The 23,023-nt window shown below is 40.9% G+C and carries 24 protein-coding genes and 1 pseudogene; 18 read left to right on the forward strand and 7 right to left on the reverse strand.

What is annotated here, in order from left to right; all coding sequences use genetic code 11:
- Positions 1-40: 40 nt before the first annotated feature.
- The 4 genes and pseudogenes from rpoD to KFQ09_RS17215 all read left to right on the forward strand — a co-directional run bounded on the left by rpoD (position 41) and on the right by KFQ09_RS17215 (position 3,773).
- Positions 41-1,162 (forward strand): RNA polymerase sigma factor RpoD, encoded by a 1,122-nt coding sequence (gene rpoD / locus KFQ09_RS17200; protein WP_008342392.1) that lies wholly within the window; start codon positions 41-43, stop codon positions 1,160-1,162.
- Between the two features lie 301 nt (positions 1,163-1,463).
- Positions 1,464-1,822, forward strand: a pseudogene (gene cccA / locus KFQ09_RS17205) (cytochrome c550).
- A gap of 120 nt (positions 1,823-1,942) precedes the next feature.
- Positions 1,943-2,659: a tRNA (adenine(22)-N(1))-methyltransferase gene (locus KFQ09_RS17210; RefSeq protein WP_255835841.1), complete on the forward strand. Its 717-nt coding sequence runs from the start codon at positions 1,943-1,945 to the stop codon at positions 2,657-2,659.
- On the forward strand, positions 2,652-3,773 hold the full coding sequence (locus tag KFQ09_RS17215; RefSeq protein WP_017367619.1) for a Nif3-like dinuclear metal center hexameric protein: 1,122 nt from the start codon (positions 2,652-2,654) through the stop codon (positions 3,771-3,773). Before KFQ09_RS17210 ends, KFQ09_RS17215 begins: the two co-directional genes overlap by 8 nt.
- Before the next feature lie 36 nt (positions 3,774-3,809).
- Here the strand turns inward: KFQ09_RS17215 and KFQ09_RS17220 are convergent, their stop codons facing one another.
- Both KFQ09_RS17220 and KFQ09_RS17225 read right to left on the reverse strand, forming a co-directional pair.
- Positions 3,810-4,754 (reverse strand): 4-hydroxy-3-methylbut-2-enyl diphosphate reductase, encoded by a 945-nt coding sequence (locus KFQ09_RS17220; RefSeq protein WP_007501283.1) that lies wholly within the window; start codon positions 4,752-4,754, stop codon positions 3,810-3,812.
- Between the two features lie 156 nt (positions 4,755-4,910).
- The gene (locus tag KFQ09_RS17225; protein ID WP_250026301.1) at positions 4,911-5,615 is read right to left on the reverse strand and encodes a YqfQ family protein; all 705 of its coding nucleotides are present in this window, start codon (positions 5,613-5,615) and stop codon (positions 4,911-4,913) included.
- A 155-nt stretch (positions 5,616-5,770) separates the two neighbouring features.
- On the opposite strand from KFQ09_RS17225, the gene KFQ09_RS17230 reads away from it, so the two are divergent.
- Together KFQ09_RS17230 and KFQ09_RS17235 are read left to right on the forward strand one after the other, a co-directional pair.
- Positions 5,771-7,090, forward strand: coding sequence for a DEAD/DEAH box helicase (locus KFQ09_RS17230; RefSeq protein ID WP_007501280.1), 1,320 nt, complete (start codon positions 5,771-5,773; stop codon positions 7,088-7,090).
- A 9-nt stretch (positions 7,091-7,099) separates the two neighbouring features.
- On the forward strand, positions 7,100-7,993 hold the full coding sequence (locus KFQ09_RS17235) for a deoxyribonuclease IV (RefSeq protein ID WP_017358005.1): 894 nt from the start codon (positions 7,100-7,102) through the stop codon (positions 7,991-7,993).
- A 49-nt stretch (positions 7,994-8,042) separates the two neighbouring features.
- Here KFQ09_RS17235 and KFQ09_RS17240 read toward each other — a convergent pair whose 3' ends face one another.
- The gene (locus KFQ09_RS17240) at positions 8,043-8,297 is read right to left on the reverse strand and encodes a DUF2624 domain-containing protein (protein WP_008342377.1); all 255 of its coding nucleotides are present in this window, start codon (positions 8,295-8,297) and stop codon (positions 8,043-8,045) included.
- A gap of 140 nt (positions 8,298-8,437) precedes the next feature.
- On the opposite strand from KFQ09_RS17240, the gene KFQ09_RS17245 reads away from it, so the two are divergent.
- The 5 genes from KFQ09_RS17245 (at position 8,438) to KFQ09_RS17265 (ending at position 12,557) form a co-directional block, all read left to right on the forward strand.
- Complete coding sequence (locus KFQ09_RS17245) at positions 8,438-9,319, forward strand: YitT family protein (RefSeq protein ID WP_017367617.1); 882 nt, start codon at positions 8,438-8,440, stop codon at positions 9,317-9,319.
- A 136-nt stretch (positions 9,320-9,455) separates the two neighbouring features.
- Positions 9,456-10,232, forward strand: coding sequence for a metal ABC transporter ATP-binding protein (locus KFQ09_RS17250; protein ID WP_116307154.1), 777 nt, complete (start codon positions 9,456-9,458; stop codon positions 10,230-10,232).
- The gene (locus KFQ09_RS17255; RefSeq protein ID WP_007501274.1) at positions 10,232-11,092 is read left to right on the forward strand and encodes a metal ABC transporter permease; all 861 of its coding nucleotides are present in this window, start codon (positions 10,232-10,234) and stop codon (positions 11,090-11,092) included. The genes KFQ09_RS17250 and KFQ09_RS17255 overlap by 1 nt, the downstream gene beginning before the upstream one ends.
- The gene (locus KFQ09_RS17260; protein ID WP_116307152.1) at positions 11,070-11,498 is read left to right on the forward strand and encodes a zinc uptake transcriptional repressor Zur; all 429 of its coding nucleotides are present in this window, start codon (positions 11,070-11,072) and stop codon (positions 11,496-11,498) included. The genes KFQ09_RS17255 and KFQ09_RS17260 overlap by 23 nt, the downstream gene beginning before the upstream one ends.
- A 141-nt stretch (positions 11,499-11,639) precedes the next feature.
- Entirely contained in the window at positions 11,640-12,557 is a 918-nt protein-coding gene (locus KFQ09_RS17265) for an ROK family protein (protein WP_255835842.1), read from the forward strand.
- Between the two features lie 22 nt (positions 12,558-12,579).
- Here the strand turns inward: KFQ09_RS17265 and KFQ09_RS17270 are convergent, their stop codons facing one another.
- Positions 12,580-13,158: a 5' nucleotidase, NT5C type gene (locus tag KFQ09_RS17270; RefSeq protein ID WP_008342361.1), complete on the reverse strand. Its 579-nt coding sequence runs from the start codon at positions 13,156-13,158 to the stop codon at positions 12,580-12,582.
- A gap of 139 nt (positions 13,159-13,297) precedes the next feature.
- Here KFQ09_RS17270 and KFQ09_RS17275 point away from each other — a divergent pair, with 139 nt between their 5' ends.
- Positions 13,298-13,660: a DUF308 domain-containing protein gene (locus KFQ09_RS17275; protein WP_008342359.1), complete on the forward strand. Its 363-nt coding sequence runs from the start codon at positions 13,298-13,300 to the stop codon at positions 13,658-13,660.
- A 48-nt stretch (positions 13,661-13,708) separates the two neighbouring features.
- On the opposite strand, the gene ispG is transcribed toward KFQ09_RS17275, so the two are convergent.
- Together ispG and KFQ09_RS17285 are read right to left on the reverse strand one after the other, a co-directional pair.
- Positions 13,709-14,824, reverse strand: a complete 1,116-nt coding sequence (gene ispG / locus KFQ09_RS17280; protein WP_008342357.1) for a flavodoxin-dependent (E)-4-hydroxy-3-methylbut-2-enyl-diphosphate synthase — start codon at positions 14,822-14,824, stop codon at positions 13,709-13,711.
- A 106-nt stretch (positions 14,825-14,930) separates the two neighbouring features.
- A complete protein-coding gene (locus KFQ09_RS17285; RefSeq protein ID WP_079919855.1) occupies positions 14,931-15,233 on the reverse strand; it encodes a hypothetical protein in 303 nt (100 codons plus the stop codon).
- Between the two features lie 185 nt (positions 15,234-15,418).
- On the opposite strand from KFQ09_RS17285, the gene KFQ09_RS17290 reads away from it, so the two are divergent.
- The gene (locus KFQ09_RS17290; RefSeq protein WP_007501267.1) at positions 15,419-15,964 is read left to right on the forward strand and encodes a GNAT family N-acetyltransferase; all 546 of its coding nucleotides are present in this window, start codon (positions 15,419-15,421) and stop codon (positions 15,962-15,964) included.
- 39 nt (positions 15,965-16,003) lie between these two features.
- Here KFQ09_RS17290 and KFQ09_RS17295 read toward each other — a convergent pair whose 3' ends face one another.
- On the reverse strand, positions 16,004-16,756 hold the full coding sequence (locus tag KFQ09_RS17295) for a DUF1189 domain-containing protein (protein ID WP_007501266.1): 753 nt from the start codon (positions 16,754-16,756) through the stop codon (positions 16,004-16,006).
- A gap of 143 nt (positions 16,757-16,899) precedes the next feature.
- On the opposite strand from KFQ09_RS17295, the gene KFQ09_RS17300 reads away from it, so the two are divergent.
- From KFQ09_RS17300 to KFQ09_RS17320, 5 genes are all read left to right on the forward strand, one after another.
- Positions 16,900-17,385 (forward strand): DUF456 domain-containing protein, encoded by a 486-nt coding sequence (locus KFQ09_RS17300; RefSeq protein ID WP_007501265.1) that lies wholly within the window; start codon positions 16,900-16,902, stop codon positions 17,383-17,385.
- A 183-nt stretch (positions 17,386-17,568) separates the two neighbouring features.
- Entirely contained in the window at positions 17,569-18,177 is a 609-nt protein-coding gene (gene sodA, locus KFQ09_RS17305; RefSeq protein WP_007501264.1) for a superoxide dismutase SodA, read from the forward strand.
- A gap of 123 nt (positions 18,178-18,300) precedes the next feature.
- A complete protein-coding gene (locus KFQ09_RS17310) occupies positions 18,301-19,587 on the forward strand; it encodes an MFS transporter (RefSeq protein WP_008342348.1) in 1,287 nt (428 codons plus the stop codon).
- Between the two features lie 122 nt (positions 19,588-19,709).
- Positions 19,710-21,845 (forward strand): peptidoglycan D,D-transpeptidase FtsI family protein, encoded by a 2,136-nt coding sequence (locus KFQ09_RS17315; protein WP_304941607.1) that lies wholly within the window; start codon positions 19,710-19,712, stop codon positions 21,843-21,845.
- Between the two features lie 214 nt (positions 21,846-22,059).
- Positions 22,060-22,977 carry a phosphate ABC transporter substrate-binding protein gene (locus KFQ09_RS17320; RefSeq protein ID WP_017367609.1) on the forward strand — a complete coding sequence of 306 codons (918 nt, stop codon included), beginning with the start codon at positions 22,060-22,062 and terminating at the stop codon, positions 22,975-22,977.
- The last annotated feature ends 46 nt before the right edge of the window (positions 22,978-23,023 follow it).

Consider the following 23,023-nt stretch of genomic DNA (forward strand, 5'->3'; position numbering starts at 1 on the left):
CTTTAGAATTCGTTGCAAGCTTTGGAAGGAGGGATCCATAATGGCTGATAAACAAGCCCACGAAACTGAAACTGAATTAACCTTTGAACAGGTGAGAGATAAGCTCACTGAAACGGGTAAAAAACGGGGCGTTTTAACATACGAAGAAATTGCAGAGCGTATGTCTAGCTTTGAAATTGAATCAGACCAGATGGATGAATACTATGAATACTTAGGCGAACAGGGTGTAGAACTCATCAGTGAAAACGAAGAGACTGAAGACCCAAATGTTCAGCAGCTGGCTAAGGCAGAAGAGGAATTTGACCTGAATGATTTAAGCGTACCACCAGGTGTCAAAATTAATGATCCTGTTCGTATGTACTTAAAAGAGATCGGGCGCGTCAATTTGCTATCTGCGAAAGAAGAGATTACGTATGCTCAAAAGATTGAAGAAGGCGATGAGGAATCAAAAAGAAGATTAGCGGAAGCGAACCTTCGTCTTGTTGTCAGCATTGCGAAACGTTATGTTGGTCGTGGTATGCTGTTCCTTGACTTAATTCAAGAAGGAAACATGGGGCTCATGAAGGCGGTTGAGAAGTTTGATTACCGCAAAGGATACAAATTCTCAACATATGCGACTTGGTGGATTAGACAGGCGATCACACGTGCGATTGCCGATCAGGCGAGAACAATCCGGATCCCGGTTCATATGGTGGAAACCATTAATAAATTAATCCGTGTCCAAAGACAGCTTCTACAAGATCTAGGTAGAGAACCAACGCCAGAAGAAATTGCGGAAGACATGGATTTAACACCAGAGAAAGTAAGAGAAATTCTTAAAATTGCGCAAGAGCCAGTATCTTTAGAAACACCTATTGGTGAGGAAGATGACTCGCATCTTGGTGATTTTATCGAAGACCAAGAGGCGACTTCTCCATCAGACCATGCTGCCTATGAGCTCTTAAAAGAGCAGCTTGAAGATGTATTAGATACGCTAACGGACCGTGAAGAAAATGTGCTGAGACTGCGTTTCGGACTAGATGACGGAAGAACACGCACATTAGAAGAGGTAGGAAAGGTTTTTGGCGTAACAAGAGAGCGTATTCGCCAAATTGAAGCGAAAGCTCTTCGTAAATTAAGACACCCAAGCAGAAGTAAACGATTAAAAGACTTCTTAGAATAGAAACCGGACGGATCTTGAGAGAGATCCGTTCTTTCTTCATCAAAATGAAAACGCTTTTTTGACCTGATTATATTTTACTGAATAACAAATGAATTTGCAACGTTCTTAGAGAAAAGATGTATAAAAAATACATCTAAATGTGCTGAAGGCTTCTTTTCTCATTTTGAATCATTTTTGTCTAATCTGTGAACTTGACCAAAGTTTTGTATCATAATTCGTTTACTTTTTGTAAAATTAAAGTAGAATTAGAATTGTTTGCATAGTCTCAAAGGGGTTTTTCACAAAGGGGAGGATGAAAGAAATGAAACGGAATCCACTTATACCATTCTTATTGATTGCCATTTTAGGTATTGGACTCACTTTTTTCTTATCAATGAAGGGGCTGAAAGATGAAGACAAAATTGCCTCTGGGGCAAAGAGCAAAAGCAAGAAGAGACCGCAAATGCGACGCCGGAAGAATTGTATAAGCAGAACTGTATTAGCTGTCATGGGGAAAACTACGAAGGTGGCGCTGGTCCTGCATTAAAAGGTGTTGGCGACAAGCTTGAAGTAGCAGACATCAAGAAGAAAATTCAAGAAGGCGGGAATGGGATGCCGGGTGGGCTAATCCCGAATGAAAAGCTCGATGAAATGTCAGAATGGGTATCCAAAATTAAATAATAAAGCGCAAAAAGCTCTTTTTCATCAGAAGAGCTTTTTTCATTTGAAAACGACTTTTAAAAAGTCCATAATTTATATAAGATAGACAAGTATGAACATTAAAGAAAAGTAGTGATATGGATGAATGAAATGAATTTGTCAAAACGATTAAAAAGAGTCGCAGACTTTTTACCAAAAGAGGCGGTCTTTGCTGATATTGGCTCAGATCATGCCTATTTGCCATGTTATGCGATATTACATCATAAAGCATTGAAAGCCATTGCTGGTGAAATTACTGATGGACCGCTTCAATCTGCGAAGCAGCAAGTACATAGGCTTGAATTAGATGAGCAGATTTCAGTCAGAAAAGGAAATGGCCTTGAAGTGATTGAAAAAGGCGAGGTGAATGCTGTTACAATTGCAGGAATGGGCGGGGCACTCATTGCATGCATTCTAAATGAAGGTAAACACAAGCTCACAGGGCAGGAGCGGCTTATTCTTCAGCCTAATATTCATGCTCACCATATTCGTTTATGGCTCTATCAAGAGGGGTATGAATTGATGGATGAAGTGATTTTAGAAGAGGATGGCAAAATATACGAAATCATCATTGCCGAAACTGGTGACAAAGATAAAGCCTATGAAGGCATGTCGATTGAAACAGGCATGCTCGTTGGTCCGTTTCTTGCCAAAGAGCAAAATGATGTCTTCAGGCGCAAATGGATGAATGAGCTTCAGCACATGGAGCATATAGAAGGCCAGATTCAACAAGCAGCGCCGACGGAAGAGAACAAAGAACGTCTCAAAGAGCTGAATGCGAAAATAAAAATGCTAAAGGAGGTTTTGACTGTTGGCTAAAACAGTGAACGGGCATGAAATCATCCAATTATTTGAGCAATTCTCACCAAAGGCATATGCGGTGGAAGGTGATAAAATTGGGCTCCAGATTGGAACGCTGAATAAAAAAGTGACCAATGTCATGATCACCTTAGATGTATTAGAAAATGTGGTAGATGAGGCAATTGAGCGGAAGGTGGATCTCATTATTGCCCACCATCCGCCAATTTTCCGTCCATTAAAACATGTGGCGACAGATCAGCCGGCAGGACGGATCATTGAGAAATGCATCAAACATGATATTGCGGTGTATGTAGCACATACAAACCTGGACGTGGCTGATGGAGGAGTCAATGACTTGCTTGCAGACGCTTTAGAGCTCGGGGAAACAAAAGTGCTAGTTCCAACATACGAAGATCCAATTAAGCAGCTAGCCTTGTATGTCCCAGTGGAATTTGAAGAGGCCATCAGGACGGCTTTAGGAAATGCGGGAGCTGGCCATATTGGCAACTACAGTCATTGCGCTTTTTCAAATGAAGGGACAGGCAGTTTTCTGCCATCAGAAGAAGCTGTGCCATTTATTGGTGAGACGGGTAAATTGGAATTTGTGAAAGAAGTACGAATCGAAACCATTTTCCCAGCGAGTATTGAAAAACAAGTGATTCGTGAAATGATCAAAGCACACCCTTATGAAGAAGTGGCTTACAGTGTACACACGACAGATCTTCCTCCTATTCAAAAAGGCCTTGGGCGTATTGGAGAATTAAAAGAACCTATGACACTTAAAGACTTCACTCAATTTGTGAAAACGAAGTTAGATGTGAATGGAGCGCGTTTTGTAGGAGATCAGGAAGCGGTCGTGAAAAAAGTAGCTGTGCTTGGAGGAGACGGAAATAAATATATCCATCAAGCGAAAAGAATGGGTGCAGATGTGTACGTGACTGGCGACCTTTATTTCCATGTCGCTCACGATGCCATGATGCTCGGACTGAATGTAGTGGACCCAGGTCATTACGCAGAAAAGATCATGAAAGAGGGCGTGAAGACAAAGCTAGAATCGCTATGTACAGATAAAAAATATGATGTGCAATTCTTTGTATCAGAATCAAACACAAATCCGTTTCAATTTGTGTAAATAAAAACGTCAGAGCATAGCAGCTCTGACGTTTTTTTATTTCTTTGTTTTCACGCGAGGTAATATCTTAGAAAGAGGAACCGTCCGTTCAATTTTCCATGTCGATTCATCATCAGGTTCATAGTTTTCTAAGAAACGAATGACTTCTTTTGTAATAGGTGTTGGTGTGGAAGCACCTGCAGTAACGGCAACTGTTTTTACACCTTGGAGCCATTCAAGCTTTAACTCACTGAGATCACCAATTCGGTAAGCCTGCGTTCCTGCAATCTCCATTGACACTTGCGCCAGACGATTTGAGTTATTGCTTTTTGGATCGCCGACCACAATGGTCAGATCGGCTTGGCCTGCTTGCTGTGACACAGCTTCCTGACGTACCTGTGTCGCAAGGCAGATTTCTTGATGGTACTCGACGTGAGGATATTTTTCTTTAATGAGCTCCATCAGATCATGAACATCCCACTGAGACATTGTCGTCTGATTGGTGATGAGTAGTTTATCTGACGTTAAATCGAGCGCTTTAATATCAGCTTCTGTTTCGACAAGGTGCACTTTGTCAGGTGCAACACCGACGGCTCCTTCTGGCTCAGGGTGCCCCTTTTTCCCGATATAAATAATGTCATATCCATCAGCTGTTTTTTCTGAAATGAGTTCATGTGTTTTCGTGACATCTGGACACGTCGCATCAATGGCGACAAGGCCTTTTTCTTCTGCAATTTGACGGACTTCAGGAGATACGCCGTGAGCGGTGAAAATCACTGTGCCACTTTCAACCTGTTTTAAAATATCTAGACGGTTTGGTCCGTCCAGTGTGTAAATTCCATCTTCTTCGAAGGCATCTGTGACATGTTTGTTGTGCACAATCATACCTAATATATAAATTGGGCGTGGCAAGTTTTTATCAAGTGCGGCATTTTTAGCAATGACCATTGCATCTACAACGCCATAGCAATAGCCACGCGGCGAAATTTTAATTACATTCATTTATTCGTCCTCCTGTAGGGAAGTGCTGCTAGAGAAGAACAATATAAAAAGCCGTGAAAAACGGCTTTTGATCATTCTCTTCCTTCATTATAGCCAAAGTAAGCGCATATATCAAAGATTGTTATACATGGGAAACACTTCGCCTATAAAAGATCACTAGACATATAGTTTCGGAATGGAACTGCCCGATCTTTTTTTCGGTTTTGCTTCAGGAGCAGCTGATGTGTGTACAGTCCCTTTTTTGACAAGGATGTCCTCTGGTTCTTCTTCTTTTCCTTCTTCTATTTCATCATCAACCGGTGCTGCTTGTTCGTGCGGAACGTCTGTTTCTGCAGTGATTTCTTTTGGTTCTTCGTCTGCATCATTCGTATTTGTTTCATCATCATCCGCACTGCCAAGCTGGCTATAGAGTTTAATCATGGCAGGCAAATTTCTGACTAAAGGACCATATTGCTGAATCATAGGCGTGAATTGCTGCGCCATTCCGAGTACTTTTTGAACATTTCCTAACATGCTTGAAAGGTTCGCAGGGTTTGCGAAGCTCTGGATTCCTTGTAATCCCGCACCACCTCCAGCTCCAGAGATCCCTGCTCCTCCAGCTCCAGGAAGAAATTTTGCCAGCATGCCCTTAATTCCGGCGCCGCCGCCTAGTGCTCGGCTTTCGCCTCCAGGAATGCCACCCATCCCGCGTAGACCGCCGCGAGGCATCATTTGTTGAAATTGGTTGCCTTGCCCTTGAAAAGGCTGTTCGATCGGAGCCTGCTGTCTCCGTTGAAAAATCCCGGGCTGACCGCCATTTCCAAGGTGCCGGCGTGAGGGACGATGCGGCTGAAAATCGCCCATAGGCCTTTGCCCTAACATACTTGTACCTCCCTTACTGCATTCTCTTTCTCTTCATAGGTTATGCAGGGAAGTATCATTTGGTTTCCTGTGAGAAAAGCGGACATGGTTTTTTTGCTGAAAATCAGCTATAATGAGGAGATGAGCAAAAAGGCATTGCCTTAAGGAGTGAAAACATGAAAGAAACGAAATTTACGACATATGAATTAAAGTCTTTTATTATAGATGCTATTCATGAACTGGGCTTTTATGAGCCGACTGATATTCAAAAAAGAATTATCCCTGCTGTTTTAAAAGGTGAAAGCGTGATTGGACAGTCTCAAACAGGGACAGGGAAAACCCATGCGTATTTATTGCCGCTTATTCATTCAATTGATCCAAGCAAAGAGCAAGTACAAGTGGTCATTACTGCACCAACACGAGAATTAGCGAATCAAATTTTTAAAGAAGCACAAACGATCTTAAAAAATACGACTCCAGAAGAAGAAATCAAGGCAAAGCTTTACATTGGCGGAACGGACAAGCAGAAATCCATTCAAAAGCTAAAGAATCAGCCGCACTTAGTGGTCGGCACTCCTGGACGTATTGCTGATCTTATTCATGAGCAAGCGCTGAATGTGTACAAAGCAACATCTCTTGTCATTGATGAAGCTGACCTTATGCTAGATATGGGCTTTTTAGAAGATGTGGATCGTATTGGTTCACAAATGCCAGAACAGTTGCAAATGCTCGTGTTCTCAGCAACTATTCCAGAAAAATTAAAACCTTTCCTCAAAAAATATATGGATAATCCGAAATATGCACATGTTGAACCGAAACGCATTACGGCTGAAAACATTCAGCATATTTTAGTTCCATCTAAACAACGTGATAAATTAAAATTACTTCATGAAATGGTGACGAATGTACAGCCTTATTTAGGAATCATCTTTGCCAATACAAAATCAACTGTTGATGAAATTGCCTCATTCCTACAGGAAAAAGGAATGAAAATTGGGGTGCTTCATGGCGGTTTAACGCCTCGTGAACGTAAAAAAGTGATGAAACAAATTGAAGATTTGGAGTTCACATATATTGTGGCATCTGATCTTGCTGCCCGCGGGATTGATATTAAGGGCGTCAGCCACGTGATTAACTATGAGCTCCCATCCGATCTTGATTTTTATGTTCACCGTGTGGGAAGAACGGCTCGCGCTGGTTCATCTGGCATTGCAATGACCATTTATGATCTCGCTGATGAGGATGCACTCGTTCAAATTGAAAAAATGGGTGTTGTGTTTGAAAACAAAACAATTGTTCATGGCGAATGGCGAGATGCAGATGATCGTTTGAAGCGTCAAAGACGTAAAAAAGCACCAAATGAAATTGAAGAAAAAGCAAAACGCCTTGTCAGAAAACCGAAAGCCGTCAAACCTGGATATAAAAAGAAAATGACACGTGAGATGGATAAGATCAAAAGACAAGAACGTAGAAAGTCAAAGCGTAACGGAAAGTAGGGGGACACATTGTTGAAGATTGGATCACATGTATCCATGAGCGGAAAACATATGCTTCTTGCAGCGAGTGAGGAAGCTGCCTCTTATGGTTCAAATACTTTTATGATTTATACAGGTGCACCGCAAAATACGCGCCGTAAAAAAATTGAAGATCTCAATATTGAAGCTGGACAAGCGCATATGAAAGAGCATGGTATGACAGATATCGTCGTTCATGCACCGTATATTATCAATATTGGGAACACAGTGAATCCAGCGACATTTGAGCTTGGAGTGGACTTCCTTCGCTCTGAGATAGAGCGTACAGAAGCGCTAGGTGCAAGACAAATTGTTCTTCATCCAGGTGCGCATGTCGGAGCAGGTGCAGATGCTGGAATTCAAAAAATCATTGAAGGTCTCAATGAAGTCATTGTGAAGGGGCAGGAGGTTCAAATTGCGCTGGAAACAATGGCGGGAAAAGGATCAGAGTGCGGAAGAAGCTTTGAAGAGCTTGCCCAAATTATTGACGGTGTGACACATAACGAAGCACTTTCTGTTTGCTTTGATACGTGTCACACGCACGATGCAGGTTATCCCATTGTGAGTGATTTTGATGGAGTATTAGAAGAATTTGATCGAATTGTCGGGATCGACCGAATCAAAGTTCTTCATATTAATGATAGTAAAAATGTACAAGGCGCAAGAAAAGACCGACATGAAAATATCGGTTTTGGAGAAATTGGTTTTGATGCCCTGAGCTATATCGTTCATCATCCACAGCTTCAAGATGTGCCGAAGATTCTAGAAACGCCTTATGTAGGTGAAGATAAAAAGAACAAGAAACCACCTTACAAATTCGAAATTGCGATGCTGAAAGAAAAGCAATTTGATGAAGGTTTACTAGATAAGATTACGGGTCAATAAAAAGTGCATGCAATGTGATGAGGTGCCGCTAAATGCGGCCCTTTTTTGCCTAATTTGTGAATTGATTAAACAGATCATTGACGGTCTGTGCTGTCTGTTTAGACGTAATCGCTTCCACTTGCTTAAGCAGCCGGTTGCGCTCTGCATCATTAAAAATATTGACGTTTTTCCCATTCATGAGTTTGGCGACCTCAGCAGCCTGATTGGATGTTAAGCTGACCCCATACTGTTTCGCATACCTTAACAAATCATTTGCTGTGATCTGATTCAGACGCTGTAACACAATTTTTTGAATTAAAATCAATTCCATTCCTCCCCTCTGTATCAATGTATGGGCGAAAACGGAAAATGTGCAAAAAATTTTATTTTACTCTGTGAAATGATAAAATAGTAAAGTGAATAAAATGTTCATTGAAAACTAAACATGTGTAGAAGGGAGAACGTATGGCAAATAGTAAACAGCATAAAAAGGAATCAGTGCCTCATTTTATTTTGAGAATTTTTCTGATTCTAGTAGGAGCTGCATGTGCAGCAGTCAGCATTGAATTATTTTTAGTGCCAAACAATATTATTGATGGAGGCATCATCGGTATTTCGCTTATTTTGGATTATCTTTTTACGGATAACCCATTCATTAATTTCGCGACGATTGTTGTCATTTTAAATATTCCATTTATGATATCAGGATACAAACATATTGGGAAAACCTTTTTGGTTTCCACTGTGATTGGGATTGTCAGCTTGGCCGTGATTGAATCTTCACTTCATCATGTAGAGGCATTTACGACGCAGCCGATTTTAGCTACTGTATTTGGGGGGCTGTTACTCGGGTTTGGCGTTGGGCTTGTGATACGGAATGGAGGCTCAATGGACGGAACGGAAATCTTAGGAATTCTTCTGACGAAAAAAATTCCTTTCTCCGTCGGTGAGTTTGTCATGATCGTCAATGTGTTCATTTTTATTTGGGCGGGCTTTGTCTTCGGACCGGAGCAAGCTATGTATTCTGTCATGACATATTATTTGGCAATGAAAACAATTGATGCTGTCATTCAAGGACTAGATGAAACAAAAGCTGTCATTATCGTTTCGGATTATTATGATGAAATTTCAGATGCGATCCTTCATCGTCTCGGCAGGGGAACCACCAAACTTAGAGGAAAAGGCGGCTATACCGATGAAGAAAAAGATGTCATTTACGCCGTCGTGACAAGACTTGAAATTACGAAGCTGAAATCTATCGTGTTTGAAATTGATGGTCAAGCCTTTATTACGATTATGGATACGCATGAAACAAAAGGCGGTAAATTCAAAACAGCCATTCATTAGCTTTTATTTTACTTTTTTATCTTTCTTTTATATAATGAAATGTATGTATGGACAAAGAAAATGGCTTTTGCCATTTTCTTTTTGTTGTATAAATCGTAATCATTCTTTTTATATTGGATTAAAGGTGGAAAGATTTATGGCAAAGCCAATTATTGAAATGAAGGATATTTCGTATTCATATGGACAGCGAAATGTCATCGATCACATTCATTTAACAGTAGAGGAAGGAAACTTTCTAGCACTTGTTGGACCGAATGGATCTGGTAAAACAACCTTATTAAAATGCCTGCTTGGCTTGATTAAACCACAGCAGGGAGAATTGAAGCTCTTTGGCACACCTGCTCAAAAATTTAAAGACTGGGATCAAATTGGATTTGTTTCTCAAAAGGCGAATAGCTTTAATACAGGGTTTCCTGCTTCTGTATACGAGGTCGTGGCAAGTGGTTTAACGGCGAAGATTGGTTTATTCAAACGCATGACTAAGCAAGATAAGCTTCAAGTAGATGAGGCCATACGCTCAGTTGGCATACAAGACTTAAAACACCAAAACATTGGTGAGCTTTCAGGCGGTCAGCAGCAGCGTACATTTATTGCCCGTGCGCTCGTCAGTCAGCCGAAGCTGCTCATTTTAGATGAGCCGACTGTGGGTGTAGACCAAAGAACAGTAGAGGGCTTTTATCAGCTGTTAGAAACATTGAACAAAGAAAAAGGAATGTCTTTAATTCTCGTTACACATGACGTAGGAACCGTTTCTGACAAAGTCACGCATGTGGCTTGTTTAAATCAGACACTTCATTTTCATGGAGATGCGGAAACGTTTGATTCGATGGATGATCAGGCGCTTTCTCAGTTTTACGGGCATGACATTCAAGTGATTTATCACGATCATCACCATCATGGGGGACATGAATAATGCTATTTCCATTTTTTCATTATGAATTTTTACAAAATGCGTTTATCGCAGGGATGCTGATCGGCTTTATTGCGCCCTTACTTGGTGTATTTATTGTCGTGAGAAGGCTCTCTCTCATCGCAGATGCGCTTAGTCACGTGTCACTTGCTGGGATAGCGGCAAGTTTATTCCTTGATAAAAAATTTGGACTTTTGACAGGGGTTAGCCCGCTTTACTTAGGAATGGCTTTTTCTGTGGCTGGCTCATTGTTTATTGAACGTCTGCGCTCTGTGTATAAACATTATCAGGAGCTGGCGATTCCCATTATTTTATCAGGTGGTATTGGGATCTCTGTTATTTTCATTTCACTTGCAAATGGTTTTAATACAGATTTGTTCAGCTATTTGTTTGGAAGTGTCAGTGCGGTTTCAAGGCTCGATCTTTGGATTATTGTTGGGATCTCACTTGTTGTTGTATTAGTGGTTGTGCTCTTGTATAAAGAATTGTTTTTGCTTTCTTTTGATGAAGAACATGCGAAGGCTTCTGGTATTTCAGCGAAGTGGATTCATTTTATTTTTATTTTAGTTGTTGCACTTGTCATCGCAGCATCGATGCGTATTGTCGGTACACTCCTAGTGTCGGCACTCATGACACTGCCTGTTGCGGCAAGTATTCGGATTGCCAAAGGGTTTAAACAGGCGATTTTCCTTTCCATCTTATTTGGGGAATTGTCTGTCATGGTCGGCTTGATTTTAAGTTATTATCTTGATTTAGCGCCGGGTGGAACCATTGTGATGCTGTCTATTTTGATTTTAATCGGGTGTATTAGTATTGGGAAATTCAGAAGGGGGAATCATCATGAACGTACAAGAAGCGCTTGATTTATTAAAGGAAAAAGGCTATAAATATACAAGCAAACGTGAAGATATGCTTCAATTGTTTTCTGATTCTGATAAATACTTGACCGCTAAAAATGTATTAACAGCATTAAGTGAAGATTACCCAGGGCTTAGTTTTGATACGATTTATCGAAACCTGTCTTTATATGAAGATCTTGGGATATTAGAGACAACGGAATTATCAGGGGAGAAACTGTTCCGTTTTAAATGTTCGTTTTCCCACCATCATCATCACTTTATTTGTTTGACGTGTGGTAAAACAAAGGAAATTGACGCTTGCCCTATGGACAAGCTTGATGCTGATCTAGAGGATTATCACATTAGCGGACATAAATTTGAAATTTACGGAAGGTGTCCTTCTTGCGAACCGAAAGAAGTTCATTCATGAAAGAAGCCAGCCGATGGGCTGGCTTTTTGTTTTGTCATGTTGAAAACGTTTTACAAAGGATAGCTGTTTCATTAAAATGAGAACAACAGATCATCTATAGAAGCAGATTTGAGTCTTTAGAAATAGGGGGAGGGGTCAAAAGTGGCGTATTATATCGTATTCGATGTAGGCGGGACAAAAACAAAGCACGGGGTCATGAATCGAAATGGTGAGCTGATCACGAGCGGCGACTACGAAACAAACTGCCGGCAGCTTAAGCGGTTTTTAGAGGACATGGAGAACGTGGTGAAAGAGTATCAAAGGACTTGGGATATCAAAGGGATTGCGATGAGTCTTCCGGGGTTTGTTGACAGTCAAACGGGTTATACGGAATTTGCAGGAGCGATTATTGCTTTAAATGGCCAAAATGTCAAAACACTTTTGGAAGAAAAAACATCACTTCGTGTAGAAGTAGAAAATGATGCGAACTGTGCAGCTCTGGCTGAAAAATTTAGTGGTCATGCGAAAGAGTGTGACAGCTTTATATGTATGACGCTTGGGACTGGTGTCGGCGGTGGTATTTTTGCTGGTGGCGAGCTTGTGCGCGGTGCCTCTTTTCGCGGCGGTGAATTTGGCATGATGCTGACAGAAACAGAAAACGGTCAGTTTACCACACTCAACAGCAGTGCTTCGACAGCTGGATTGATACGAAGCTACAAAGAGCAGCAAGGAATTCCACAAAGTCAGCAAATCGACGGTCAAGAAATCTTTGAAAAAGCCAAGCATGATCCGGCCATTGAGAAGATGATCGATCAGTGGTACAAACGAATCGCAATTGGCATTTACAATGTGGCAACAGTTCTCAATCCAGAGAAAATCCTCATTGGCGGGGGCGTGAGTGCAAGGCCCGATTTGATTCCAAACATTGAGAAACATTTACATACTTTGCATGCATGGAAAAACATACAGGTGACACTGGAAACGTGCTATTACTTCAATCAGGCAGGTATGAAGGGTGCACTTTATCATTTTTTAATAAAAGAAGGACATCATCGTACAATCAAAAAGCCGATACATTAAACGTATCGGCTTTTGATCTGTTTTAGTAAGCAGTTTGCAGACGCTTTTCATACTGTTTGATCCATTGGGATGCTTCTTGCCAGTTATTAACGCGAATGATCCGTTCATCAATTGGCATTTGATTATACGGTGAGTTAAACAGAATCACTGGAATGTCAGCTTCTTTTGCAATCATTGTGGCATTGCCATGGTGATCTTCAAAAAACACATCGATCTTATGTTTTTGAACAGCTTCCACCTTATGATGTCCGCCAACAAGCTCGATATCGTCGTAATGGACATGATTCTCCTCAAACCATTTGTAGGTGATGTCTGAGTGATGCTGCCTTCTGGCTGTGATATAAATCAATTGATGATGATGTTTCATTTGATTGAGGATTTCTTTTGCACCCTCGGCAGGCTTTGCCTGTTTATAAATAAGAGGCTCATACTCATTCATCCAGCCCCAAAATTCTTCATTTGAAATCTTTAAAAGCTTCGTCAAATCATATTCCGTCATATCATCTAGTGTGATGTCACATTGAAACGACTCATTTAAGTAGGGGACAAAGGTGTCCTGCGCCGTGACTGTGCCATCGATATCAATTCCTAAACGTAACATGCCCACACTCCTCATATTTATCCTCTTAAAGTGTAACATAATCAATTCACAATTCCAGCAAGTTTTAGCAAACATGAAACAGACATTTTTGCTCATACTAAAAAAGCTCCTTTCTATTAACCAAAAGGGGGAATTGATCATGGAAAGAGACGAAGATTTCAGAAGAAATGATCGTGAAATCGACACACACTTTAGTAATGATGATGGCTATTTAGAGGAAACAGCTGCTGAAATTGCAGAGCCATATCAAGCATCAAGAGATCGTGAAGACAGAAGAGAACGTGACCATGTAGGTGACGATTCAGGCAGTAAGGGGATAGGCTATACAGCACTCGCGATTGCGATTATCTCATTATTTGTCTTGCCGGTGCTATTAGGGGTAGCGGCAATCGTCGTTGGTTATATTGCAAGAAGAAAAGGAGCACATGCGCTTGGCGCGTGGTCAATCGGGATCGGAATCGTTTCCGTCATCCTCGGCATCTTTATCACCCCGTTCTTTTAACAGGACAGGAACAGAAAAACGCCTGACAGTGATGTCAGGCGTTCTTTGTTATGCGTTCGCTTGTTTTGCTTTTTCAGCTTCCATTTTTGCATAATGTTCTTCAGCGATTTTATCGATTTCTTTTTTCAGTTCTTCGACCATTGTTTCTTCTGGCACTTTCCGAACGATTTCACCTTTGCGGAATAAAAGGCCTTCACCTCTAGCGCCAGCGATGCCGATATCAGCTTCACGCGCTTCACCCGGACCGTTTACAGCACATCCGAGAACAGCTACTTTAATCGGTGCTTTAATTTTAGAAATATATTCTTCGACTTCATTTGCAATGCTAATGAGGTCAATTTCAATTCGTCCACAAGTTGGACAAGAGATGAGTGTTGCTGCATTTGATGCAAGGCCAAATGATTTTAATAATTCACGTGCCACTTTGACCTCTTCGACCGGGTCAGCACTTAATGAAATACGGAGTGTGTTACCAATCCCCATATTCAAGATTGCGCCAAGACCAGCAGCACTTTTGACCGTACCTGCAAATAACGTACCTGATTCTGTAATCCCAAGATGAAGAGGATAATCAAAGGCTTTTGCTGCTTTTTCGTATGCCTCAATCGCAAGGTTTACATCAGATGCTTTCATACTGACAATGATGTCATGAAAGTCTAGGTCTTCTAAAATTTTAATGTGATGCAGTGCACTTTCAACCATACCATCTGCTGTTGGATAGCCGTATTTATCAAGAATCTTTTTCTCGAGTGAACCGGCGTTTACCCCAATACGAATTGGAATGCCTTTTTCTTTTGCCGCTTTCACAACAGCTTCGACTTTTTCTCGTCTTCCGATGTTTCCTGGGTTGATACGAATTTTGTCTGCACCTGCTTCAATCGCTTTCAGTGCAAGCTTGTAGTCAAAATGAATGTCGACAACAAGGGGAATGTTGATTTGTTTTTTAATGTCCGCAATCGCATTTGCTGCACGCTCATCTGGGCATGCGACACGCACGATTTGACAGCCAGCTTCTTCTAAACGTTTAATTTCAGCTACTGTCGCTTCGACATCATGTGTTTTGGTTGTCGCCATACTTTGAATGACGACTTCATTGTTTCCACCTATAGTTAAAGGTCCCACTTTGACGGGACGCGTTTTTGTACGATGTGTGACTTCACTCACTTGTCAATCGCTCCTTAGTGTACATGCAATTCGTTTGCAGTGTACGACGTGTTTTACATCTCATATTGTAACAGTCTCTTCGTATGAATGACAAGGAATTAACGTTTTATCTCTTATAGACCGGAAACTTGTATGTGCTGCCTGCCCGAATTTCGTTCGCTTTGACGCCTTGATTCAGTGCTTCAAAGTCTTCGATCACTTCATCTAATGGCTTACTTGTATGTACGATAGAGACGACGGTTTGTCCTTGTTTAACAGTGACAGTTTTATATGCCTGTTTTTCAGCTGTTTGAAGGGCGCTGGCGGGAACAGCAGGGCCTTCCTGAACGGGGATCGTTCCATTTTTTAAATCAAAAAAGATAATAAAGAGGACAAACAAACTGACTAGTAAAAAAATAATTCGCCGCATTTTACTCACCGCTTTTAAGAGTTTACTTCAGTGTATGTTTGTCCCTGAGTTGATAGAACAAAAAGAGTGAAAAAGCTAGGGAAGGGTGGTTCTAGTGAGTTCTATTATGACTTGTAATCGGAAAAATCTTTGATAAGCCGAAGCGCTTTCTTTATTATGATAAAATAAAAAAAGGGGGAGAGTATATGAAGAAAATCAGTCAGCATATATATGTAAGAACACTAACAGAAAGTGATGCAGAAGCTCTATTAACACTTGAACGAGAGAATCGCACCTATTTTCAGCAATTTACACCTTTGGTTCAGGATGATTTTTTTACTGTACCTCGTCAAAAGGAACGGATTAACCGCAGTATGCAAAGGCGTGCAAAAGATGAAGCCTATATGCACGGTATTTTCTTAAATGAAACAGATGCATTAATTGGAACGATTTCACTCCATTCTGTTGAAAGAGGACCGATTCAAGGGGCTTTGCTTGGATATGTGCTCGATGAAAGGCAAGGCGGGAAGGGGTATATGACAGAGGCGATTCGTTTGATTATCGATTATGCCTTTTATGAACTGTACCTTCACCGCATAGAGGCTGGCGTAAAACCATCTAACATTGGTTCCATTCGTGTGCTTGAGAAGACAGGGTTTGAAAATGAGGGACTTCATCGTAAAAAAGTAAAGATCAATGATAAGTGGGAGGATCACTATATGTTTGCGATCATCCATCCAGATGAGTCATAGGGTCAAAACAAATAAAAAAGCTCCCCAAAATGAGGGAGCTTATTTTTTTGCAGGTATTTCTTTAACGACAAGATATAAGAAAATAAAGTTAATCACCCAATTTAATAAAAATGAGTTCGCAACCGGCGTGTTTAATGCACTCATGATGGCGAAAAAGACGGTTGTTAATGTGAGTGAATAGGCAGAGAGCTTCCAAAGCATTTGAAAGGACAGCTCTTTTTGCTGCATTCGTTTAATAAATGTGCCAAGCATGGCTAGGAATGTTGCGCTGATGAACATGAGAGCAGCAGTAGATAGGTACAGCAGGACACAAATGACAGGGATAATGATCGCTTGATTCTGGTTTGTGACGCTGGCAAGTTCATCTTTTGTGAGTGTTCCGCCAAGCAGCTGGTATGGAATATCTGTCATTTGTCCATCAATGGCAATCACTGCTTTTTCTTTTAATAACGCAATGGCTGTTTGTTTTGATTCAAGCTCACTTGATTTTATTTTTTCAGCGGGATCAAAGATAATCGTGATGCCGTTTTCTTCTTTTTCGATCGGCGTGCTTTGGTCCGCTTGAAGCGTTCCTTTTTCAATGGAAAAGTCGGGTAAATCTTTTTTAATCACATGCTGAAATCCTGACATCGCATTTGAAATCTCTTGGCTCATATGATAGCCCTGGGGGACAGCTGCGATGATCGAAAGGATAAAGATGAATAAAATGGCCTTTCCAATCCCAGTAAAACGTGCTCTGGCAATATCTTTTGGTGAATAAATTCCTTTTAACAATAAACTAAATACGTTCAACCGATTCACTTCCTACATTCTTTTCTATTTCTCACATTGTATCAATGTCTATCCATCCAGTACAAGTACGGCCTTCATTGCTGGTTAAGATAGAAGGAATGAGGCATAATGTATACAGCATATAAAAAGGAGGCGGCAGCGGATTGGACGTGCTGTATTGGATTTTGATCGGCTGTGCATTTATCATTGCGTTTGTGGGACTTGTCTATCCAATCATTCCTAGTGTGGTTTTCATGGTTCTTGGGTTTATTTTATATGGGCTCTTTTTTAGCTTTGAGAAATTGACGCTCACCTTTTGGCTCATTCAAGCTATGTTTACAGCTGTGTTATTTGCCGCGGATTATGTCTCCAACCTGATTGGAGTGAAACGCTTTGGTGGCAGCCGGGCGGCCATTTGGGGAAGTACCATTGGGCTTTTAGCCGGTCCTTTTGTGATTCCGATTGCTGGAATTATCATTGGTCCATTTATCGGCAGTGTCATCGCAGAGCTGCTCGTTCATCAAAAAGATCTGAAGACAAGTGTGAAAGTGGGGCTTGGCTCATTAATTGGTTTTGTGTCAGGCGTATTTGCAAAAGGGTTGATTCAAGCACTGATGCTGGGAATCTTTTTGTTTTATGTGCTTCGCTAAATGGAAAATCGGTGTTTAACACTCTTTCAGAAGGGTTAAATACAAAATAAACACTGAAATGTTTCAGATCATGAGCAATAACGTTGAAACAAGCCGTTTCTTTTGATACTCTTTGATTAGGGTGAATTGCTTGCTTACTAAGGAAGCATTTCAGTACATACATTTCTAAGGAGGAATTTAACCATGGCTTTTAAACTTCCAGAATTACCATATGCTTACGATGCATTAGAACCACATATCGACAAGGAAACAATGACGATTCACCACACAAAACACCATAACACTTATGTAACAAACTTAAACAAAGCAATCGAAGGTGTATCAGCTCTTGAAGATCAATCAATTGAAGAGCTAGTGGCTAACTTGAACTCTGTGCCTGAAAACATTCGTACAGCTGTACGTAACAATGGCGGAGGACATGCGAACCACTCATTATTCTGGACGCTTCTTTCACCAAACGGTGGCGGCGCACCAACTGGTGAACTTGCAGATGCGATCGAAAAAGAATTAGGCGGATTTGAAAAATTCAAATCTGATTTCGCTGCAGCAGCTGCAGGACGCTTTGGTTCTGGTTGGGCATGGCTTGTTGTGAACAATGGCAAACTTGAAATCACAAGCACACCAAACCAAGATTCTCCTTTAACTGAAGGAAAAACACCAATCCTAGGACTAGACGTTTGGGAGCATGCTTACTACCTAAACTACCAAAACCGTCGTCCTGATTACATTTCAGCATTCTGGAATGTTGTGAACTGGGATGAAGTGGCTCGCCTTTACAGCGAAGCTAAATAAATGATTTGATTTGAAAAGACCTGCTTCTCTCTGAGAGCGGGTCTTTTTATATTTTCCCTCCTTTTTTTACATATCTGCCTTTTGATGAGACAGACTATTGTGTAGAAAAGGAGAATGAATGATATGAGCAGATTAAAGAAAATGTTCGGGGACATGGATGTCACAAGAGATTTATTGCTCCTCCTCACGATTGGCGGATTATACGCACTTGCGATTGCGCTTTCGAATACGTTTGTGAACGTGTATTTATGGAAACAGTCTGGGCGATTTACAGACCTTGCGATTTATAACTTGGCGATTGTTGTCCTTCAGCCCATTACCTTTTTATTTGCTGGACGGCTCGCTAAAAAAATAGATCGTGCATTTGTCCTTCGTTTCGGTGTCATCTTCTTAGCCGCTTTTTACTTAATTGTTCTCATGGCAGGAGAGCAAGCGGCAGCTCGGCTCGTGTTATTAGGCAGTGTGCTTGGAATCGGCTATGGTTTTTACTGGCTTGCCTTTAACGTGCTCACTTTTGAGATCACTGAACCTGAAACAAGGGATTTCTTTAATGGATTTTTAGGAGTGCTTACCTCTACAGCCGGTATGATCGGGCCGCTCATTGCAGGAATTGTGATTTCTCAATTAACGGATGATACAGGCTATACAGTGATTTTCACTTTATCGCTTTTTTTGTTTTCACTAGCGGTTGTGATGAGTTTTTTCCTCAAGAGGAGACAATCAAAAGGAAAATTTATCATTAAGCAAATTTGGAAAGAGCGCCATGCGGACGAGAATTGGCGTAAGATCACAACTGCTCACTTTTTTCAGGGGCTCCGTGAAGGCGTGTTTGTCTTTTTAATCAGTGTCTTTGTGTTTATTGCAACAAACAGTGAGCTTGCTTTAGGCACATTTGGTCTAGTCAATTCAGGTGTTGCCTTTTTTGCCTATTTTTTTGCTACTCGTTTGATTAAGAAAAAATGGCGCAAAAAAGCGATTATGTTTGGCGGGCTTATTTTATACGGCGCTTTATTTTTAATCGTCTTTCACTTGTCCTATGTATCACTGCTTATGTACGCAGTAGCCATTGCGATCGGCTACCCGCTTCTGCTTGTTCCGTATGTCTCTTTAACTTACGATGTCATCGGTCATGCCAGATATGCAAGAAAAGCCCGAATTGAATATATTGTCGTCAGAGAACTATTTTTAAATGCAGGGCGTATTTGTTCGATTGTCTTTTTTCTTTTATCTGTCACCTTACTGGGCGATCGGCTTGGGATTCCTGCTTCACTTGTCGTACTCGGAGCGGGGCACACCCTTATTTATTATTTTGTAAAGGACATTCATTTAAAAGAGAAAACAGCTGATATAGAAGAGGCTGACGGTCAAAAGCCTGTTTCTCAAACGAACCTTATGAAGGGAGAAAGGTAAAATTTCTTACCAATGGAACATCAAATTTCTAGATAAATGATAGAAAAACCGCTAAAATGATGATGGCACCTTTTATACACAAAAAGGGGTGCCATTTCTTTCTTGATAGAAAAGGTGATGTGATGAGAAACAAGAAAAACAAAAAAGACGCGAAGGAAGGGCGCAAAACACTTCCGATCCGGCTGAATTTATTATTTTTAGCTGCGTTCATTATTTTTACCGGTGTTGTGGTCAGACTCGGTTTTGTGCAGATTGTGAATGGAGAAGATTATAAAAAGCAGGCAGAAAAACAAGAAGACGTGAATGTCAGCTCATCTGCTCCGCGCGGAAAAATTTATGATCGAAACTATAACACGATTGTCAGCAATAAAGCGCTAAATGCCATTACATATACGAGAACCTCGACGACTTCACAAGAAGAGCGGCTCAAAGTGGCAACAAAATTAGCGGATATGATTCACGTAAGTACGAAGAAAATCACAGATCGTGATAAAAAAGATTTCTGGATCTTAACCCATCCGAATGAAGCGAAAAAGCTTGTTCAAAAGGAATCCGATTTAAAGGGTGACGATAAGGTCTCTGATGATAAACTATACGAGCTCCAGCTGAAACGCATCACAGACAAGGAATTAAATCAACTGACGAAAAAAGATTTGCAAGTGCTTGCGATTAAAAGACAAATGGATGCAGGCTATGCACTTACGCCTCAATTCATAAAAAATGAAGACGTTAAACCAAGTGAAATTGCTTACGTCTCTGAGCATTTGGACGAGTTGCCAGGTGTAGATGTCACAACAGACTGGTCACGCAGCTATCCTTATAAAGGACTTCTCCGCAGTATGCTCGGCAGTGTGTCTTCAAGTGATGAAGGTCTTCCGTCGTCACTGCTTGAACATTATCTATCACTCGGCTACAGCCGAAATGATCGTGTAGGAAAAAGCTATCTTGAATATCAATATGAAGATGTCCTGCAAGGTCAAAAAGAAAAAGAACAAAGTACAACAGATAAAGAAGGCAATGTCACAAGCTCTAAAGTGTTAACAGAAGGAAAGAGCGGGAAAGACCTTGTGCTGACGATTGATATTCAGCTGCAAAAAGCGGTGGAAAAAATCATCGAAAAGAACTTGAAAAGTGCGAAGCAAAGAGGCGGCACAGAACTTCTTGATCGTGCGTTTGTTGTCATGATGGACCCGAGAAATGGGGAAGTGCTCTCGATTGCGGGTAAACAGATTACCAATAAGAATGGGACATACAAATTTGATGACTATGCACTAGGAACGATGACATCATCATATGCGATGGGATCAGCAGTAAAAGGGGCAACTGTGCTGACAGGTTATAAAACAGGCGTCCTTCATATTGGAAGCACCCAATACGATGAACCGCTCTATATCGCTCAGTCACCGCCGAAAAAATCCTATCAAAATATGGGACTCATTAATGATTTAACCGCACTAGAACGTTCATCAAACGTGTATATGTTTAAAACAGCGATTGCAATTGGGAAAGGGGAATATCGTAAGAATCAGCCGCTCCCAATTGATACAAAGGCGTTTGATACGTTCCGTTACAATTTTAGTAAATTTGGTCTTGGAGTGGAGACAGGTATTGACCTGCCAAACGAAGCAACTGGCTATCGTGGAACGTCTACACAATCCGGTCTTTTACTTGACTATGCGATTGGACAATATGACACGTTTACACCGCTGCAAATGGCGCAATACGTTTCAACGATTGCCAATGGCGGCTATCGTTTACGTCCTCAGCTCGTAAAAGAAGTGAGAGAGCCAGATCCGCAAAGAGGCATTGGGGCTGTAACGGAGTCCGTCAAGCCGGATGTACTGAATAAGCTCGATATGACAAGTGATGAGATCAAACGCGTACAGCAGGGATTCAAGCTTGTGATGCAGAACCCAAGAGGGACAGCATATTCGAACTTTGGCAACAAAAAATACAATCCAGCTGGCAAAACAGGGACCGCTCAATCATTCTATGACGGTCCGATTAAAAGCAAACGCGGCACACCAACGTATAACACAACACTTGTTGCGTATGCGCCTGCTGATAATCCAGAAGTAGCGATTTCAGTTGTCGTGCCTTGGGTGTATCAAGATTACAACCAGCGCTATCCGATTACAAATGATATTGGTGAACAAGTATTAGACAAGTACTTTGAACTGAAATCAAAACAGGAAAGCAATGATACACAAGCGAAGAACAAAAACAAAATTGAAAATGAAGCAGAAACAAATAACTAGACCTTTTCTAGGTAAAAACGCTCACTTTTTGTGGGCGTTTTTTTATATTTTCTTCAAACTTTTCGATTTAAATTGACAAAAATCATAAAAAACCCCGCAATTTCTCTACAAATCTTCGACATTTACAAAACCTTAACATTCCATTTAAACGAAATTAATAAAGAACCTTTAATGTATTACTCGTAGGACAAATTATTCAGGGGGTATTCTTGAAATGAAAAAGAACAAATTATGGCTGCTTACTTTCCTTACTATCGCATTGTTAGCATTCGTCACAGCATGCGGAAACAGCAGCTCAAGCGGAGATTCAAAAGACAGTAAAGGAAATGCTTCAAACAAAGATGAGGCATCAGGTTCCATTACCATCTCAGGATCATCTGCGATGCAGCCTTTAGTTCTTGCGGCAGCAGAAAAATTCATGGATAAACATCCAAAAGCCGATATTCAAGTACAAGCCGGCGGTTCAGGAACAGGACTTTCTCAAGTATCAGAAGGATCTGTACAAATTGGGAACTCAGATGTATTCGCAGAAGAGAAAGACGGAATCGACGCAAAAGCTTTAAAAGACCACAAAGTAGCAGTTGTTGGAATGGCTGCAGCTGTTAACCCTGAAGTTGGTGTCAAAGACATCACAAAGGACGAATTGAAAAAAATCTTCACTGGTAAAATCAAAAACTGGAAAGAGCTTGGCGGGAAAGACCAAAAAATCACACTTGTGAACAGACCTGACTCATCAGGAACTCGTGCAACATTTGTGAAATATGCACTTGACGGCGCGACACCTGCAGAAGGAATCACAGAGGATTCTTCAAATACAGTGAAAAAGTTGATTGCAGAAACACCAGGTGCGATTGGGTACCTAGCATTCTCTTATTTAACAGATGACAAAATTACACCGCTTAGCATTGATGGTGTGAAACCAGAAGAAAGCAATGTAGAAAGCGGTAAATATACAATTTGGGCATACGAGCACTCTTATACAAAAGGTGAGCCAGAAGGTTTAGCAAAACAATTTTTAGATTACTTGATGAGTGACGAAGTACAAAAAGAAATCGTTAAAGACCAAGGCTACATCTCAGTCTCTAATATGAAAGTAGAAAGAGACGCAACAGGCAAACAAACAGATAAGTAAAAGGTCTTGAATTGATGATGAAGGAAAAGTGGAGCTTTTCACTTTT

This window comes from Bacillus sp. FS02, from assembly GCF_024398395.1.
In the GTDB taxonomy this organism is placed as follows: Bacteria; Bacillota; Bacilli; order Bacillales; family Bacillaceae; genus Bacillus; species Bacillus altitudinis.

Excerpts from the sequence above, each read along its gene's own strand:
- KFQ09_RS17285 (WP_079919855.1), bottom strand. The coding sequence starts at position 15,233 with ATGCGGCGAATTATTTTTTTACTAGTCAGTTTGTTTGTCCTCTTTATT.
- KFQ09_RS17260 (WP_116307152.1), top strand. The coding sequence starts at position 11,070 with ATGAACGTACAAGAAGCGCTTGATTTATTAAAGGAAAAAGGCTATAAA.
- KFQ09_RS17315 (WP_304941607.1), top strand. The coding sequence starts at position 19,710 with ATGAGAAACAAGAAAAACAAAAAAGACGCGAAGGAAGGGCGCAAAACA.
- KFQ09_RS17320 (WP_017367609.1), top strand. The coding sequence starts at position 22,060 with ATGAAAAAGAACAAATTATGGCTGCTTACTTTCCTTACTATCGCATTG.
- KFQ09_RS17245 (WP_017367617.1), top strand. The coding sequence starts at position 8,438 with ATGGCAAATAGTAAACAGCATAAAAAGGAATCAGTGCCTCATTTTATT.
- KFQ09_RS17210 (WP_255835841.1), top strand. The coding sequence starts at position 1,943 with ATGAATGAAATGAATTTGTCAAAACGATTAAAAAGAGTCGCAGACTTT.
- KFQ09_RS17250 (WP_116307154.1), top strand. The coding sequence starts at position 9,456 with ATGGCAAAGCCAATTATTGAAATGAAGGATATTTCGTATTCATATGGA.
- KFQ09_RS17220 (WP_007501283.1), bottom strand. The coding sequence starts at position 4,754 with ATGAATGTAATTAAAATTTCGCCGCGTGGCTATTGCTATGGCGTTGTA.
- KFQ09_RS17290 (WP_007501267.1), top strand. The coding sequence starts at position 15,419 with ATGAAGAAAATCAGTCAGCATATATATGTAAGAACACTAACAGAAAGT.
- KFQ09_RS17255 (WP_007501274.1), top strand. The coding sequence starts at position 10,232 with ATGCTATTTCCATTTTTTCATTATGAATTTTTACAAAATGCGTTTATC.
- KFQ09_RS17225 (WP_250026301.1), bottom strand. The coding sequence starts at position 5,615 with ATGTTAGGGCAAAGGCCTATGGGCGATTTTCAGCCGCATCGTCCCTCA.
- KFQ09_RS17270 (WP_008342361.1), bottom strand. The coding sequence starts at position 13,158 with ATGTTACGTTTAGGAATTGATATCGATGGCACAGTCACGGCGCAGGAC.
- KFQ09_RS17310 (WP_008342348.1), top strand. The coding sequence starts at position 18,301 with ATGAGCAGATTAAAGAAAATGTTCGGGGACATGGATGTCACAAGAGAT.
- rpoD (WP_008342392.1), top strand. The coding sequence starts at position 41 with ATGGCTGATAAACAAGCCCACGAAACTGAAACTGAATTAACCTTTGAA.
- KFQ09_RS17275 (WP_008342359.1), top strand. The coding sequence starts at position 13,298 with ATGGAAAGAGACGAAGATTTCAGAAGAAATGATCGTGAAATCGACACA.
- sodA (WP_007501264.1), top strand. The coding sequence starts at position 17,569 with ATGGCTTTTAAACTTCCAGAATTACCATATGCTTACGATGCATTAGAA.
- KFQ09_RS17230 (WP_007501280.1), top strand. The coding sequence starts at position 5,771 with ATGAAAGAAACGAAATTTACGACATATGAATTAAAGTCTTTTATTATA.